The 15,132-nt window shown below is 73.2% G+C and carries 9 protein-coding genes; 4 read left to right on the plus strand and 5 right to left on the minus strand.

Annotated elements, in window-relative coordinates; genetic code table 11:
* Positions 1-16: 16 nt before the first annotated feature.
* Positions 17-850: an aquaporin gene (locus OG472_RS22620; RefSeq protein WP_405941952.1), complete on the minus strand. Its 834-nt coding sequence runs from the start codon at positions 848-850 to the stop codon at positions 17-19.
* A gap of 132 nt (positions 851-982) precedes the next feature.
* Between OG472_RS22620 and OG472_RS22625 the strand changes: the two genes are divergently transcribed.
* From OG472_RS22625 to OG472_RS22635, 3 genes are all read left to right on the plus strand, one after another.
* Complete coding sequence (locus tag OG472_RS22625) at positions 983-1,522, plus strand: RNA 2'-phosphotransferase (RefSeq protein WP_383564954.1); 540 nt, start codon at positions 983-985, stop codon at positions 1,520-1,522.
* 215 nt (positions 1,523-1,737) lie between these two features.
* Positions 1,738-3,594: an HSP90 family protein gene (locus tag OG472_RS22630; RefSeq protein WP_401610241.1), complete on the plus strand. Its 1,857-nt coding sequence runs from the start codon at positions 1,738-1,740 to the stop codon at positions 3,592-3,594.
* Positions 3,591-6,638, plus strand: coding sequence for a tetratricopeptide repeat protein (locus tag OG472_RS22635; RefSeq protein WP_405941953.1), 3,048 nt, complete (start codon positions 3,591-3,593; stop codon positions 6,636-6,638). Before OG472_RS22630 ends, OG472_RS22635 begins: the two co-directional genes overlap by 4 nt.
* Positions 6,639-6,685: 47 nt before the next feature.
* On the opposite strand, the gene OG472_RS22640 is transcribed toward OG472_RS22635, so the two are convergent.
* A complete protein-coding gene (locus OG472_RS22640) occupies positions 6,686-7,591 on the minus strand; it encodes an LLM class flavin-dependent oxidoreductase (RefSeq protein ID WP_405830969.1) in 906 nt (301 codons plus the stop codon).
* A gap of 88 nt (positions 7,592-7,679) precedes the next feature.
* Between OG472_RS22640 and OG472_RS22645 the strand changes: the two genes are divergently transcribed.
* The gene (locus tag OG472_RS22645; RefSeq protein WP_401610426.1) at positions 7,680-8,567 is read left to right on the plus strand and encodes a Cof-type HAD-IIB family hydrolase; all 888 of its coding nucleotides are present in this window, start codon (positions 7,680-7,682) and stop codon (positions 8,565-8,567) included.
* Positions 8,568-8,632: 65 nt separating this feature from the next.
* On the opposite strand, the gene OG472_RS22650 is transcribed toward OG472_RS22645, so the two are convergent.
* The 3 genes from OG472_RS22650 to cydB are packed head-to-tail and all read right to left on the minus strand — an operon-like array spanning position 8,633 to position 15,130.
* Entirely contained in the window at positions 8,633-10,408 is a 1,776-nt protein-coding gene (locus tag OG472_RS22650) for a GAF domain-containing sensor histidine kinase (RefSeq protein WP_405941954.1), read from the minus strand.
* A 24-nt stretch (positions 10,409-10,432) separates the two neighbouring features.
* On the minus strand, positions 10,433-14,080 hold the full coding sequence (gene cydD / locus OG472_RS22655; protein WP_405941955.1) for a thiol reductant ABC exporter subunit CydD: 3,648 nt from the start codon (positions 14,078-14,080) through the stop codon (positions 10,433-10,435).
* Between the two features lie 48 nt (positions 14,081-14,128).
* Positions 14,129-15,130 carry a cytochrome d ubiquinol oxidase subunit II gene (gene cydB / locus OG472_RS22660; protein ID WP_401610228.1) on the minus strand — a complete coding sequence of 334 codons (1,002 nt, stop codon included), beginning with the start codon at positions 15,128-15,130 and terminating at the stop codon, positions 14,129-14,131.
* Positions 15,131-15,132 lie beyond the last annotated feature (2 nt).

A 15,132-nucleotide genomic window follows, 5' to 3' on the forward strand; every position in this document is an offset into this window, starting at 1 on the left:
CAACTGAGGCGGCGTCTCAGCCGACGGGCTCGTACGCCGCCTTCTCGGGGCTCGCGCCGTCCCCCGGACCGGCCTCGGAAAGGGACGCCGGCACGGCCGTCTCGACCGCAATCGGCACCGGCTTCGCGGTCCGCGAGGCAGCGGCCCCCGCCCCGGTTCCGCTCCCCGTCCCCCGCCCGTACAGCAGGGCGGCCAGGGCCAGCCCGAGGATCCCGCCGGCCAGCTGGGCGGCGACGAATCCGGGCAGCGACTCCGGGGCTATGCCGGTGAAGGAATCGCTGAAGCTGCGCCCGATGGTGCCGGCCGGGTTGGCGAAGGAGCCGGAGGAGGTGAACCAGATCGCGGCGGCGATGTACGCCGCGACCGCGGCCGGGATGAGCCGGGGGCGCCCGATCCGCCCGAGGCCCTGGATCACGAGGACGAGACCGGCGGTGGCGACCACCTCGCCGATGAGCAGGTGCCCGCCGTCGCGCACCTGGGTGGAGAAGGTCCCCGGGGTCCGCCCGAACATGGCCTCCGCGAGCAGGGCGCCGCCGATCGCTCCTGCGGTCTGGGCCACGGTGTAGACGAACGCCTCCCGGCCGCCGAGCCCCTCGCCGCCGGTGCGCCGGGCCCACCAGGAGGTGAGGGTGACCACCGGGTTGAGGTGGGCGCCGGACAGCGGCCCGAAGAGGGTGATGATCAGCCCGAGGCCGATGGCCGACGCGAGCGAGTTGGCGATGAGGGCGACACCGGTGTCGCGGCTGAGCTCGGCGGCCTGGAGTCCGGAGCCGATCACGACCACGAGCAGGCCCGCGGTTCCGATCAGCTCGGCAGCCGCACGGCGTGACAGAGAGGCATGGGCTGTCATGGTTTCTCCCCTGGGCAGAAGTGGCAGCGGAAAATATATTCCGCATCTTGGAAGAGCGATAGGGGGTGTCCACCACCGGGCTCCCCTCGAAAATCCCTGCCGGCAGACCGCACGAGCGGGCACGCTGGGACCATGGATGAAAGACGCACCGTGAAGGTGTCGAAGTACGTCTCGAAACACCTGCGACACCAGCCGGAACGGATCGGACTGGTGCTCGACCCGCAGGGCTGGGTGGAGATCGACGACCTGCTGCGGGCGGCCGCCGCCCACGGATTCCACTTCAGCCGCGCCGAGCTCGACCACGTCGTCGCCGCCAACGACAAGCAGCGGTTCGCCGTCGACGGCACCCGGATCCGGGCGAACCAGGGGCACACCGTCGCCGTGGACCTGGACCTTCCGGAGGCAGAACCGCCGGCGTACCTCTACCACGGCACCGTGGCCGCCGCCCTGGACTCGATCCGCGCCGAGGGCCTGCGCCCGATGGCCCGCCACCACGTGCACCTGTCCCCGGACCGGGAGACCGCGACCCGGGTCGGCGCGCGGCGCGGCCGGCCCGTCGTGCTCGCCGTGGACGCCGGTGCGATGCGTGCTGCCGGGCACGTCTTCCGGATCAGCGCCAACGGGGTGTGGCTGGCGGACGCGGTGCCGCCGCAGTTCCTGCGCTTCCAGTAGAGGTTCCGGCAGCGCTTCCGGCAGCGGTCTCGGGACCGTTTCCGGGGACGCCTCCAGGAGCACTTCCGGGAGCACTTCCAGGGGTGCTTCCAGGAGCGGGAATTAACGCTGAGATTGTCGGACCATCCCCCTAATGTGTGTCCCACTCCGGGATCCGTGAGGGGGGCACCTCGCGATCACCGAACCATCCCTGCATGTACGCGAGGTGACGCCCCATGACGTCCACACCCCACAATTTCCAGGTCGATCTGCGCGGCCTGGTGGATCTCCTCTCCCACCACCTGTACTCCAGCCCGCGCGTCTACGTCCGCGAGCTCCTCCAGAACGCCGTGGACGCCGTCACCGCCCGCCACGCCCTCGACCCCGACGCCGAGGTCCGCATCCGGCTGTCGGCGTCCGGCGGCCGCGTGACCATCGAGGACAGCGGAATCGGCCTGACCGCCGACGAGGCCCACTCCCTGCTCGCCACCATCGGCCGCAGCTCCAAGCGCGGCGGCGACGGCTCCATCGCCGCGCACGGCCTGGAGGCCGCCCGCCGGGAGTTCCTCGGTCAGTTCGGCATCGGACTGCTCGCCTGCTTCGTCGTGGCCCGCCAGATCCGCGTCGTCACCCGCTCCGCCCGAGACCCCGATGCCGCGCCCGTCGAATGGCTCGCCACGGACGACGGTTCGTACACCGTCCGCGAGCTGCCCCACGAGGCGCGCCCGGAGCCCGGCACCACCGTCGTCCTCGAAGCCCGCCCGGGCGCCGCGGAATGGACCGTCCCGGCCACGGTCGAACAACTGGCCCGCGACTACGGCTCCCTCCTGCCGTACGCCATCACCTTCGACGACGGCGAGGGCGGCGAACCGCGCCCCGTCACCGACCGGCCCGCCGTCTGGGACCGGCCCTTCCCCACCCCCACCGCCCGCCGCGTCGCCCTCGCCGGGCACTGCGCCGAGCTCTTCGGCTTCACCCCGCTCGACAGCATCGACCTCGACCTGCCGGTCGCCGGCGTACGCGGGGTGGCGTACGTCCTTCCCGAGCCGACCAGCCCCGCCCACCGGGCCGGACACCGCGTCCACCTCAAGGGCATGCTGCTGACCGACCGGGCCGACAACCTGCTGCCGGACTGGGCCTTCTTCGTCCGCGCCGTCCTCGACACGGACACCCTGCGGCCCACCGCCTCCCGGGAGAACCTCTACGACGACGAGACCCTGGCCGCCGTACGGGAGGCCCTCGGCGCCCGCGTCCGCGGCTGGCTCGCCGAGCTCGCCGCGAGCGACCCGGAGCGCCTGGCCGCCTTCCTGCGCGTCCACCACCTCGGTGTGAAGTCCATGGCCCGGCACGACTCCGAGCTGCTCGGGCTGATGCTGCCGTGGCTTCCGTTCGAGACCAGCGACGGTTCGATGAGCCTGCAGGAGTTCGCGGCCGCCCACACGGACATCCACTTCACGCGCACCGTCGAGGAGTTCCGCCAGATCGCACCGATCGCCGCGGCCCACGGGCTCGGCGTCATCAACGCCGGCTACACCTACGACGCGGACCTGCTGGCCCTGCTGCCCGCCGTACGGCCCGAGCTCAAGGTCACCGAGCTGGACGCCGGGGCCGTCACCGAGCGCCTGGACCCGGTGCCGACCTCCGCCGAACTGGAGCTCGCCGCCTTCCTGGCCACCGCGCGCACCCGCCTGGAACCCCAGGGCTGCGACGTGGTGCTGCGCGCCTTCCAGCCCGTCGCCGTCCCCGCGCTCTACCTCGACGACCGCCAGGCCCGCCAGGAGCGCGACCGCACCGCCGCACTGGAGAGCGCCGACTCCCTGTGGAGCGGCATCCTCGGCGCGCTGCGGGGCTCGGCGCCGCGCGCCCGGCTGGTCCTCAACCACAACAATCCGCTGATCCGGCGGATCGCCGCCCTTCCCGACGAGGCGATGACCGGCACCGCCGTCGAATCGCTTTACGGGCAGGCCCTGCTGATGTCGCAGCGGCCGCTGCGCCCCGCCGACTCCACCCTGCTCAACCGGGCCTTCCTCGGACTCCTGGAATGGGCGACGCACTCCACCGATGCCCGCGACGCCCAGGAGGACCAGAAGTGACGACGCTGACGCGCGAGGAGATCGTGCGGGGTCTGGCGGAGAACCGCGAAGCGCCGAACGGCGCCGCGCGCAACGCGCACGCCGAGGCCCTGGCCGGTGCGGCGGAGACGAACGGCGACCGCGCGCTGTTCCGCGAGGCCCTCGACAACCTGATCAACGCGTATCTCTACAGCTCCGAGTCGTCGAAGATGCTGGTGCCCTTCGCGCGGCTCCTCCAGGAGTACGACAAGGACCCGGGCGCCTTCTCCGAATGGGACGCCCACTCGCTGTTCTGGCAGTTCAAGTGGGTGGCTTCGGCCATCTCCGACTCCCCCGGGATCCCGCTGGAGTCCGCCGCAGGCTGGCTGGACGAGATGGAGCGCCGCTACCGGATCGCGGGCTACAGCGAGCGGCCCGTACGCGAGGCCGAGCTGTGGCTCGCCCATGTGACCGGCGAGGACGAGCGCGCCGAGCGGGCCTTCCGGAGCTGGCTGGCCGCGGAGCGCGACGACATGAGCGACTGCCAGGCCTGCGAGCTCAACGGCCAGGGCCAGTACGCCGTCGTGCAGGGCGACGACGCGGAAGCGCTGGAGCTGTGGAAGCCGGTGCTCACGGGTGAGCTGGTCTGCGCCGAAGAGCCGCACCGGGTCCTGGCCACCTCGCTCCTGCCGCTGCTGCGGCTCGGCCGGGCCGACGAGGCGCGCTCGAACCACCTGCGCGGCTACCGCATGGCCCGCGGCAACGAGAGCCTGCTGCCCTCGGTCGGCAGGCACATCGAGTTCTGCGCGCTCACCGGCAACGAGTCGCGCGGTCTGGAGATCCTGGCCGAGCACGCCGCCCATGTGGCGCCGCTCGCCAACCTCGACGACCGGCTGTCCTTCCACGGCGGCATCCTCGTGCTGCTGCGCCGTCTCGAGGAACTGGGACACGGCCGCAGCCCGGCCGTCCCCTACGAGGGAACCCCGCGTACGGTCTCCGAGCTGTACGAGGTGCTCCACGCGGGCTGCCTCGACATCGCCCGGCAGTTCGACGCGCGCAACCGCACGACCCGGGTCTCGGACCGGTTCCTCGCGCGGGTGGGCCGGGAGCCGCTGGTGGGCACCCTGCCGCTGGGGGTGCGCAGTGCGGAACTGCCCCGGACCGGCACGGCCCGTGCCGCTGCCACCGCCGGCGCCACCGCCTCTGCCTCCGCCATCCCCGCGCCGGTCGTGGCGCCCACCGGGTTCACCGCGCTCGTGGAGCGGGCCCGCGGCGCCCGTGACACGGGTCATCCGGGTACGGACGCGCTGTGGGCCGAGGTGGCCGTACGGCTGGACGCGCAACCGGACCCCGATCCGCTGGTCCGCGCCGACCTCGCGGACCAGCAGGCCCTGGCCGCCGCACGGCGCGGGGACGAGGAGGCCCCGCAGCTCCTGGCCGCGGTCCGCGACGGCTACCGGGCGCTGGGCCGTGCGGAGCGCGCGGCGCTCGCCGAGCTGCGGCTGGCCAGCGTGGCCGCGCAGTCGGGGGCCGCGCCCGCACAGATCCGGGACCTGCTGCGGATCGCCCTGCGGTCCGCCGAGGCACTGGACGCCGCCGAACCGCTGCGGGTCCGGCGGATCGCGCTCGCGGAACTGTCGGCGATCCGCGTGGAGTCGTACCTGCGCTCGGTCGAAGCGGCCGGCCCGGACGACCACCACCAGGACCACCAGCACGGCGGGGACCAGGAGCACGCCCACGGTGAGCTCGCCGCCGAGCTGACCGCCTTCATCTCCGCCTACGAGGACGGTGCGGCGGACCTGGTCGCGGAGGCCGAGGAGATGCTGGGCCGGGTGGCCCTCGCACAGGGCGACCCGGAGCGGACCGTGCCGCTGCTCGCGACGTCCGCCGCGCGGGCGGTCGCCGCCGGCCGGCCGTGGCAGGCCGTGGATCCGCTGGTGCTGCGGGCCGGGGTGCTGATGTCGCTGGACCGGCTCGAGGAGGCGGAGGAGGCCGCGCGAGCCGGGCTGGAGCACGCGGCCGAGCTGACCGATGCCGAGGACCAGGGCGTCGTACGGCTGACCCTCGCGGACATCCTGCTGCGGCGGGGCGGCTCGGCGCAGGAGGCCGCTGCGCTCGCACTGGCGGCAGCCCACTGGTTCGACCAGGCCGGTCTCACGGCGGACGGCGGGGCGCAGGCCCGGCTGCTGCTGGCCCGGGCCTACGCACGGGAGGAAAGGGCCGCCGAGGCCGCGGAGGTCCTGCAGTCGGCCCTGCCGGATCTGCTGGAGCACGGCGACCAGCAGGCGGTGTTCGTACGGGAGTTCCTGGGCGACCTGCTGCGCCGGCTGAACGAGCCGCGGCCGGCCGCGGAGCAGTACCTGCTGGCGGCGGAGGTGACCAAGGGCTGGGAGGATCCGCGCCCGCAGGCGAGCCTCGCGCAGTCGGCCGCCGACACCCTGTCCGACGCGGGGCTGGCAGCGGAGGCGGTCGCCGCCTACGAACGGGCCCTGGAGCTGCACCGGCTGACGGGCGAGGCCCCGGTCGCCGAGGTGCGGGTGCTGCGCTCCCTGGCCTGGCTGGGCCTGCGCGAGGAGGTCACCACCACGGCGGTGGAGCAGGCCCGGGGCCGGATGGCAGAGGCCGCCGAGGTCCTGGAGGCCGCCTTGGCCGCGGATCCGGGAGCCCCTGAGCTGCGCTCCGAACTCGCCCAGACCTGGCACCAGCTGGCGCAGGTGCTCGACCGGCACGTCAGCACGAACGAGGACGCAGCCGAGGACGAGGCCCCTGCCGAAGCGGGCCCGGCCGGGGCGCCGGCGGACCGGCTGAGCCGCGCGGCGGCCGATGCGCTGCGCCTGGAGGAGATCGATCTGTGGGACCGGGCCGCCCGGGCCTACGCCGCGCTCGGCCCCGACCACCTCCGGGACCGGTTCCAGTGCCTGAACAACGCGGCCTGGACGGAGCACGAGCGGGGCGACGCGAAAGCGGGCGCCGCGCGTGTCTCCACGCTGATCGACGAGGCCCGGGCGCTGCCCGAGGGCGAGCTGCCCGACTGGCTGCTGCCCTCCGCGGAGCGCCTCCTCGCGCAGCTGAACGACGGCGCGTAGCGCGTCGGTCGGCGCCGCTCCACTGCGGAGCGGCGCCGGCCGGCGGGTCAGCCGCCGAGCTGGGACAGGGCCTCGGTGGCGATCTTCTCGAAGACCGCCTCGTCGGCGGCGAAGTCGGAGTCCGGGATCGGCGCGTGGATCACCAGCTCGGTGAAGCCGAGCTCGCGGTGGCGGCCGGCGAAGTCGACGAACGCGTCCACGGACTCCAGCACGGTGTTGGCCTCCGGCGTGAAGCCGGTGAGCAGGATCTTCTCCATGGGCTCGGGATCCCTCCCGATCTCCACGAAGGCCTTGTCGAGCCGTTCGAGCTGCCCGCGCAGGGCCTCCAGCGACTGCTCGGGCGTGCCCTCCTCGAAGAGCTTCGGGTCGCCGGTGGTCACCCAGGCCTGACCGTGCCGGGCAGCGAGCCGCAGACCGCGCGGTCCCGTCGCGGCGACCGCGAACGGCAGCCGCGGCCCCTGCACGCAGCCGGGGAGGTTGCGGGCCTCCTCGGCGGAGTAGAAGGTGCCCTCGTGGCTCACCGCGCCCTCGGTCAGCAACCGGTCCAGGAGCGGCACGAACTCGGCGAAGCGGTCGGCGCGCTCACGCGGGGACCATGCCTCCTGGCCCAGCACGGTCGCGTCGAAGCCGTTGCCGCCGGCTCCGATGCCGAGGGTGATGCGCCCACCGGAGATATCGTCCAGGGAGATGAGCTCCTTGGCGAGGGTCACCGGGTGGCGGAAGTTCGGCGAGGTGACGAGCGTGCCCAGGCGCAGCCGCTCGGTGGCGGTGGCCGCAGCGGTCAGGGTGGGCAGCGCACCGAACCACGGGCCGTCGCGGAAGGTCCGCCAGGACAGGTGGTCGTAGGTGTAGGCCGTGTGGAATCCGAGCTGCTCAGCCCGGAGCCACTGATCGCGGCCCCCCTCGTGCCATCGACGTACCGGAAGGATCACCGTGCTCAGACGCAGACTCATGCGTCGAGCCTACGGCGAGGCGATGTTTCACGTGAAACATCGCCTCACGCGACAGCCGAACCCGATCATGGTCCGGCCGTCACCGGCCATGGGCGAAGATGGAGCCGTGACCTCGGCTCCCCAGCGCCCGGACGGGCCAACCCCCATGCCCCGGCTCATCGCCACCGACCTCGACGGCACCCTGCTGCGCGACGACAAATCCGTCTCGCCGCGCACCGTCGCCGCACTCGCCGCCGCCGAGGAGGCCGGTATCGAGGTCTTCTTCGTCACCGGGCGCCCGGCCCGCTGGATGGACGTGGTCAGCGACCACGTCCACGGGCACGGCCTCGCGATCTGCGCCAATGGCGCGGCGGTCGTCGACCTCCATGCCGGACGGGAGTTCGTGCAGGTCAGGTCCCTCCCGCGGGCCGCCGCAATCGCCGTCGTCGATGCGCTGCGGACCGCCGCACCCGGCACGTCCTTCGCGGTCGAGCTGACCACCGGCATCAACTACGAGCCGGCGTACCCGCCCTTCTTCAAGGACCCGGCCGCCAGGATCGCCACGGCCGAGGAGCTGCTGAAGGAGGACACGGACGGGGGCGCCGCGCCCGTGCTCAAGCTGCTGGCGCACCACTCCGAGCTCACCCCGGACGAGTTCCTGACGCTGGCCCGCTCCGCCGCCGGCGAGTACGCGTCGATCACCCGCTCCAGTCCGACCGCCCTGCTGGAGATCAGCGGGCACGGCGTCTCCAAGGCCAGCACGCTGGCGCTGTGCTGCGCCGAGCGGGGCATCTCGCCCGCCGAGGTCGTCGCTTTCGGGGACATGCCGAACGACGTGGAGATGCTCAGCTGGGCAGGCACCTCGTACGCGATGGGCAACGCCCACCCGGATGTCATAGCGGCCGCGTCCGGCCGCACGGTCGCCAACAACGAGGACGGGGTCGCCCTCGTCATCGAGCAGATCCTGGCCGAACGCATCGCCCGGCAGCAGGCCTGATCAGCGGGCCCGGCAACGGGGCCCGAACAGCAGGCCGCGGCAGCCCGGCCGCAGACGCCTGCGCCTCAGAGCGGGGCCTCCCACACCAGGGTGGTCCCGCCGCCGCCCTCGCCGATGCCCGGGCCGTACGAGCTCGCGCCGCCCAGCGACTCGGCCCGTCGGCGCAGATTGCGCAGCCCGCTGCGCCGGCCCCCTTCGGAGATGCCCACCCCGTCGTCGGCGACCTCCAGCCGGACCCCGGGCCGGCCGTCGGCGAGGGTGACGGTGGAGTCGAGGACCACCTCGATCCGGGACGCGTCGGCATGGCGGAAGGCATTGGACAGGGCCTCGCGCAGTGCTGCGATCAGGTTCTTGCCGACCAGCTCGTCGACGACGGTGTCGATGGGGCCGAGGAAACGGTGCGCGGGCTTGAAGCCCAGCGGTACGGCAGCCATGTTGATCTCCCGCAGCACCCGGGTGCGCAATCCGGACGGGGCCTCCGCCGGGCCCTGCTGGAGGGCGAAGATGGCGGTGCGGATCTCCTGGATCGTCACGTCCAGTTCGTCCACGGCCTTGCCCACGCCGTCGCGGACCTCGGGAACGATGGACCGGCGCTGGGCGCCCTCCAGCATCATCCCGGTGGCGAACAGCCGCTGGATGACCAGGTCGTGCAGGTCGCGTGCGATCCGGTCGCGGTCCTCGAACACGGCCAGCCGCTCACGGTCGCGCTGTGCCTCGGCCATCATCAGGGCGAGCGCCGCCTGCGAGGCGAACTGGGTGGCCAGGGTCCGCTCGGCCTCGCTGAAGGGCCGCTCGCCGCGCGCCCTGGGGGTGACCAGCGCGCCCAGCACCCGCCCGCCGCTGTGCAGGGGCAGCATCATGCAGGGCCCGTACTGGCTGGTCAGCTTGCCGGCCGTGCGGGGGTCGGACGCGGCGTCGTCCACGAACACCGGCTCGCCGTGCAACAGCCTGTCCACCACCGGACTCTCGGCCGGGAGCACCACACCGAGCGAGGTGGCCGGGTTCTCGGCCGAGACGGCGACGATCTCCATCCCGCCCTCCTCGGCCGGCAGCATGACGATCCCCGCGGCGGAGTCGGCCAGCCGGCGGGCCTGCTCTGCCACCACCACGAGGGCGTCGTCCGCGTCGCCGCCGGACAGGAGGGCGGTGGTGACGGCCACCGAGCCGTCGATCCAGCGCTCGCGCTGGGTGGCGGCCTCGTACAGCCGGGCGTTGCCGATCGCGATGCCCGCCTCGGTGGCCAGCACCCGGACCATGTGGACGTCGTAGTCGTTGAACTCGCCGCCGCCGTTCTTCTCGGCGAGGTACAGATTGCCGAAGATCTCCCCCTGCACCCGGATCGGGACGCCGAGGAAGGTCTCCATGGGCGGGTGGTGCGCCGGGAACCCCGCCGAGCGCGGATCCTTCGTCAGATCGGCGAGCCGCACGGTGTCGGAGTGCGAGATCAATGCTCCGAGCAGGCCGCGCTTCCCGTCCGGCCGGTGTCCGATCTTCCGGGCCAGCTCTGCGCTGACCCCGTGGGTGACGAAGTCCGAGAGCCCGCGGCCCTCCGTGTCGACGACGCCGATCGCCGCGTAGCGGGCGCCCGCGAGCTCGGCCGCGGTCTCGCAGATGCGGTCCAGCGTGGAGTGCAGTTCGAGGCCGGTCCCGACCGACCGCATCGCCTCCAGCAGTTGCGGTACCCGGGCCGTGAGCTCGGTGGACAGGCCCTGCAGGCTCCTGGTGGCCTCGGTGGCGGCCGCCAAGGGGTCCGGCGTGACGGGCACGACCGGTGTGGCCGGCGAGGGATCCGGCACGGGATCCGACGAATCCGGCGACTGTTGCGACTGCTGCGCTGACATGCTCTTGAGACTAGTTAGTCCCCATTAGCGGGGAAAGCTGGCCAAAGTCCCGTCCGAAGCCCTTTCCCGCTCCAGCAGGCGCCGCAGCGGTCCCTCGGCCGAGGCCAGCTCCGCGTACGCGCCGCGCTGCACGCACTCGCCGCGGTCCAGTACGAGCACCTCGTCGACCGCCTCCAGGCCGGCCAGCCGGTGCGTGATCAGCACGGTGGTCCGGCCCTCGGTCGCGGCCAGCAGGTCCGCCGTCAGGGCGTCGGCCGTGGCCAGGTCCAGGTGCTCGGCCGGCTCGTCCAGGACCAGTACGGGGAAGTCCGCGAGCAGCGCGCGGGCCAGGGCGAGGCGCTGGCGCTGACCGCCCGAGATCCGCTCGCCGTGCTCACCGACCAGGGTGTCCAGACCGTCCGGAAGGCCGTCGGCCCACTCCAGCAGCCGGGCCGCGGCCAGCGCGTCCCTCAGCTGGTCCTCGTTCGCCCCGGTCCGGGCGAGGCGCAGGTTCTCCCGCACCGAGCTGTCGAAGATGTGCGCGTCCTGGGCGCACAGGCCCACGAGCGCGCGTACGTCGTCTCCGTCGAGGGTGCGCGCGTCGGTCCCGCCCAGGGTGTAGGCACCCTCGCCCGGTTCCAGGAACCGGAGCATGACCTGGGCCAGCGTCGTCTTGCCGGAGCCCGAGGGGCCGACGACGGCGATGCGGCGGCCGGCCTCCAGGGTCAGGTCCAGCCCGCGCAGGGCGTCACGGTCCTGGCCGGGGTGGCGGGCGGCGAGCCCCGTCAGGCGCAGCGGGAAGGGCGAGGCGGGGGCCGCGGCGGGCCGCTCCGGCTCGGCGACCGGGACCGGCGCGTCGATGACCTCGTAGACCCGCTCGGCGCTACGGCGCACCCGCTGGCGGTACTGGACGGCGAGCGGCAGCCCGTTCACCGCCTCGAAGGCGGCGAGCGGTGTCAGGACCGCGACGGCCATGGCCACGCCGGACAGCCGTCCGTCGTGGACGGCATTCGCGGCGACGGCCGCGGCGGCGACCACGGTGAGCCCGCACACGAGGGCGGACAGCCCGCCGCCCAGCCCGCTCGCTGCGGCGCCCCGCGCGGCGATGCGGGTCAGCAGGCCGTCGCTCTCCCGCGCCCGGCCCTTGCGGTCCTCCAGCGCACCGGCCACGGTCAGTTCCGCGGTACCGGTGAGCAGATCGGCCACCCTGGTGGCGAGTTCGCCCCGGGCGGGTGCGAGCCTGCGCTCCGCCCGGCGGGCGCAGGCCCCGCTGACCAGCGGCACCCCGATACCGGCGGCGAGCAGCCCGGCGGCGAGCACGGCTCCGGCCTCGGGGAGCAGCCAGGTGGTGAAGGCGACCGAACCGGTTCCGACGAGCACCGCGGTACCGACCGGCAGCAGCCAGCGGAGCCAGTAGTCCTGCAGGGCGTCCGCGTCGGCCACCAACCGGGCCAGCAGGTCCCCGCGCCGGTGCTCGCGCAGCCCGGCGGGCGCGATGCGCTCCAGTCGCCGGTAGACCGATACCCGCAGGTCGGCGAGCATCCGCAGCACGGCGTCGTGGGAGACGAGCCGCTCCGCGTACCGGAAGACGGCGCGGCCCATCCCGAAGGCCCGGGTGGCGGTGACGGCCACCATCAGATAGAGCACGGGAGGCTGTTCGGAGGCCCGCGAGATCAGCCAGCCGGAGACGGCCATCAGGCCGACGCTGCACCCGACGGCCAGCGCTCCGAGGAGCAGCCCGAGCCTGAACCGTCCCTGCCAGGCCTTGGCCACCGCCCGCACCCGGCGCAGCGGGTCGGCCCCGCCCGTGTCGGTCCCGCCGCCGGCCCGAGCCCGCTCGGGTGCGGCGCCGAGGATCCACTCCCCGGCATCCGGGGCGCGGTCGCCGGGGGACCGTCCGTCGGCCCCGTCCAGGAAAGCACCGCAGTGGGGGAGCACACCGTCAAGGTCCGGCCCCCCAAGGTCCGGCCCCCCAAGGTCCGGCCCCTCGGGAAGAGCCCCCTCAAGGCGGCGCGCGTCGGCGAGGAGCTCCGCGGCGCCGCCCTCCGCCGCCATCGGGACCACCCGGTCCGCAACCGCCAGCAGCGCCGGCCGGTGCACGACCAGCAGGACGGTCCGCCCCGCGGAAAGCCGCCGGACTGCGTCCACGATGCCCGCCTCGGTCTCCCCGTCCAGGGCCGCCGTCGGCTCGTCCAGCAGCAGCACAGGCCTGTCCGCCAGGAAGGCCCGGGCCAGGGCCAGCCGCTGGCGCTGCCCGGCGGACAGTCCCACACCGCCCTCGCCCAGCAGGGTCTGCGCCCCGCGCGGCAGCGCGGTCACGAACTCCCAGGCTCCGGCGTCCTTCAGAGCCGTGGCCACTTCGCTGTCGGAGGCGCCCGCGCGGGCCAGCCGTACGTTCTCGGCGATCGTCCCGGCGAACAGGTGCGGTCGCTGCGGCACCCACGCGATCCGCTCCCGCCAGTGCTCCGGCGACAGCTCGGCCAGGTCCACCCCCGCGACCCGGACCCGCCCCGCGGTCGGCGTCACGAAGCCCAGCAGCACCTGGAGCAGCGTGGACTTGCCCGCGCCGCTCGGACCGGTGAGGGCCACGCACTCCCCCGGCGCGACCGTCAGCGAGACCGGCCCGGGCGAGTCCTCGCCCCGGCCCTCGTAGCGGACGGCCACCCCGTCGATCTCGATCCGCAGGGGGGCGCCGCCGGGCAGCTCGGCCGTCCCGGCCGGGCCCGTGGCGGGGGTCTCCAGGATCTCGAAGATCTCCTCCGCGGCCGCCAGTCCTTCCGCGGCCGCGTGGTACTGCGCCCCCACCTGCCTGAGCGGCAGGTACGCCTCGGGCGCCAGGATCAGGATGACCAGGCCGGTGTAGAGGTCCAGTTCACCGTGGACCATTCGCATGCCGATGGTCACGGCGACCAGTGCGACCGACAGGGTCGCCAGCAGTTCCAGCGCGAAGGAGGAGAGGAAGGCGATGCGCAGGGTCCGCATCGTCGCGCGCCGGTACTCGTCGGTGATCTTGCGGATGGATTCGGCCTGCGCCTTGGCCCGGCCGAAGACCTTCAGTGTGGGAAGGCCGGCCACCACGTCGAGGAAGTGCCCCGACAGCCGGGACAGCAGCCTCCACTGGCGGTCCATCCGGGACTGGGTGGCCATGCCGATGAGCACCATGAACACGGGGATCAGGGGGAGCGTGACCACGATGATGGCCGCCGACACCCAGTCCTCGGTGACGATGCGGGCGAGCACCGCCACCGGCACGACCACCGCGAGCCCCAGCTGGGGCAGGTAGCGGGAGAAGTAGTCGTCGAGCGCGTCCACACCGCGGGTGGCCAGGGACACCAGGGATCCGGTCTTCTGCCCGGTGAGCCGGCCGGGGCCGAGGTCCGCGGCCCGGTCCAGCAGCCGGCCCCGCAGCTCCGACTTGACCGCCGCGCTGGCGCGGTGCGCGGCCAGCTCGGTCAGCCAGGCGACCAGGCCGCGTCCGAGCGCCACCGCCGCGAGCAGCAGCAGCGGCGTCCGGAGCGCTTCGCCGCCCAGCCCCTTCTCGAAGGCACCGACCACGATCTCGGCGATCAGCATCGCCTGACCGACGACCAGCCCCGCCCCGACGAGCCCCAGGGCCACCACCGCGCCCAGGAAGAGGCGGGTGGAGCGGGCGTACCGAAGCAGGCGCGGGTCGATCGGTTTCACGTGAAACATCCCCCAGGGGAGGGTGGGTCGGACGAACGGGCCGGGTGTCGCGGGAACTCAGTGCACGTCGACGATGTGCTGCGTGCCGATCCGCTTGCGGAACACCCAGTACGTCCAGCCCTGGTAGAGGAGGACGAGCGGGGTGGCCACGGCCGCACACCAGGTCATGATCTTCAAGGTGTACGGGCTGGACGAGGCGTTGGTGACCGTGAGGTTCCAGGCATCGTTCAGCGAGGACGGCATGACGTTCGGGAAGAGCGTCAGGAAGAGCATCGCGACGGCCGCCGCGATGGTGACCCCGGACAGTGCGAACGACCAGCCCTCGCGGCCCTTCAGGTTGGTACCGAGCGCCCCGAGCAGTGCCAGCACGGCGACGGCCATCGCGATCAGGCTCTTGCCGTCGCCGCGGGAGACCTGGGTCCAGATCAGGAAGACCAGGGCCAGCACCGCGGTGATCGCGCCCAAACCGGTCGCCAGCTTCCGCGAGCGGTCCCGGATGTCACCGACCGTCTTGAGCGAGGTGAAGACCGCGCCGTGGAAGGTGAAGAGGGTGAGGGTGACCAGGCCGCCCAGGATCGAGTAGACGTTGAGCAGGTCGAAGAGGGTGCCGACGTACTCCATGTTCTCGTCGATCTTCACGCCCCGCACGATGTTGGCGAAGGCCACGCCCCACAGGAACGCCGGTATCAGCGAGGTCCAGAAGATCGCGTGTTCCCAGTTGGTCTGCCACCGGTCCTCGGGGCGCTTGTGCCGGTACTCGAAGGCGACGCCGCGGATGATGAGGCAGACCAGGATGAGCAGCAGCGGCAGGTAGAAGCCGGAGAAGAGGGTGGCGTACCACTCGGGGAAGGCGGCGAAGGTCGCGCCGCCCGCCGTGAGCAGCCAGACCTCGTTGCCGTCCCACACGGGCCCGATGGTGTTGATCAGGACCCGCTTCTCCGTACGGTCGCGGGCGAGCAGCTTGGTCAGTACGCCGACTCCGAAGTCGAAGCCCTCCAGGAAGAAGTAGCCGGTCCACAGGACGGCGATGAGTACGAACCAGACGTCGTGGAGTTGCATGG

Origin of the sequence: Streptomyces sp. NBC_00207 (assembly GCF_045160965.1) — a bacterium.
Taxonomy (GTDB): domain Bacteria; phylum Actinomycetota; class Actinomycetes; order Streptomycetales; family Streptomycetaceae; genus Streptomyces.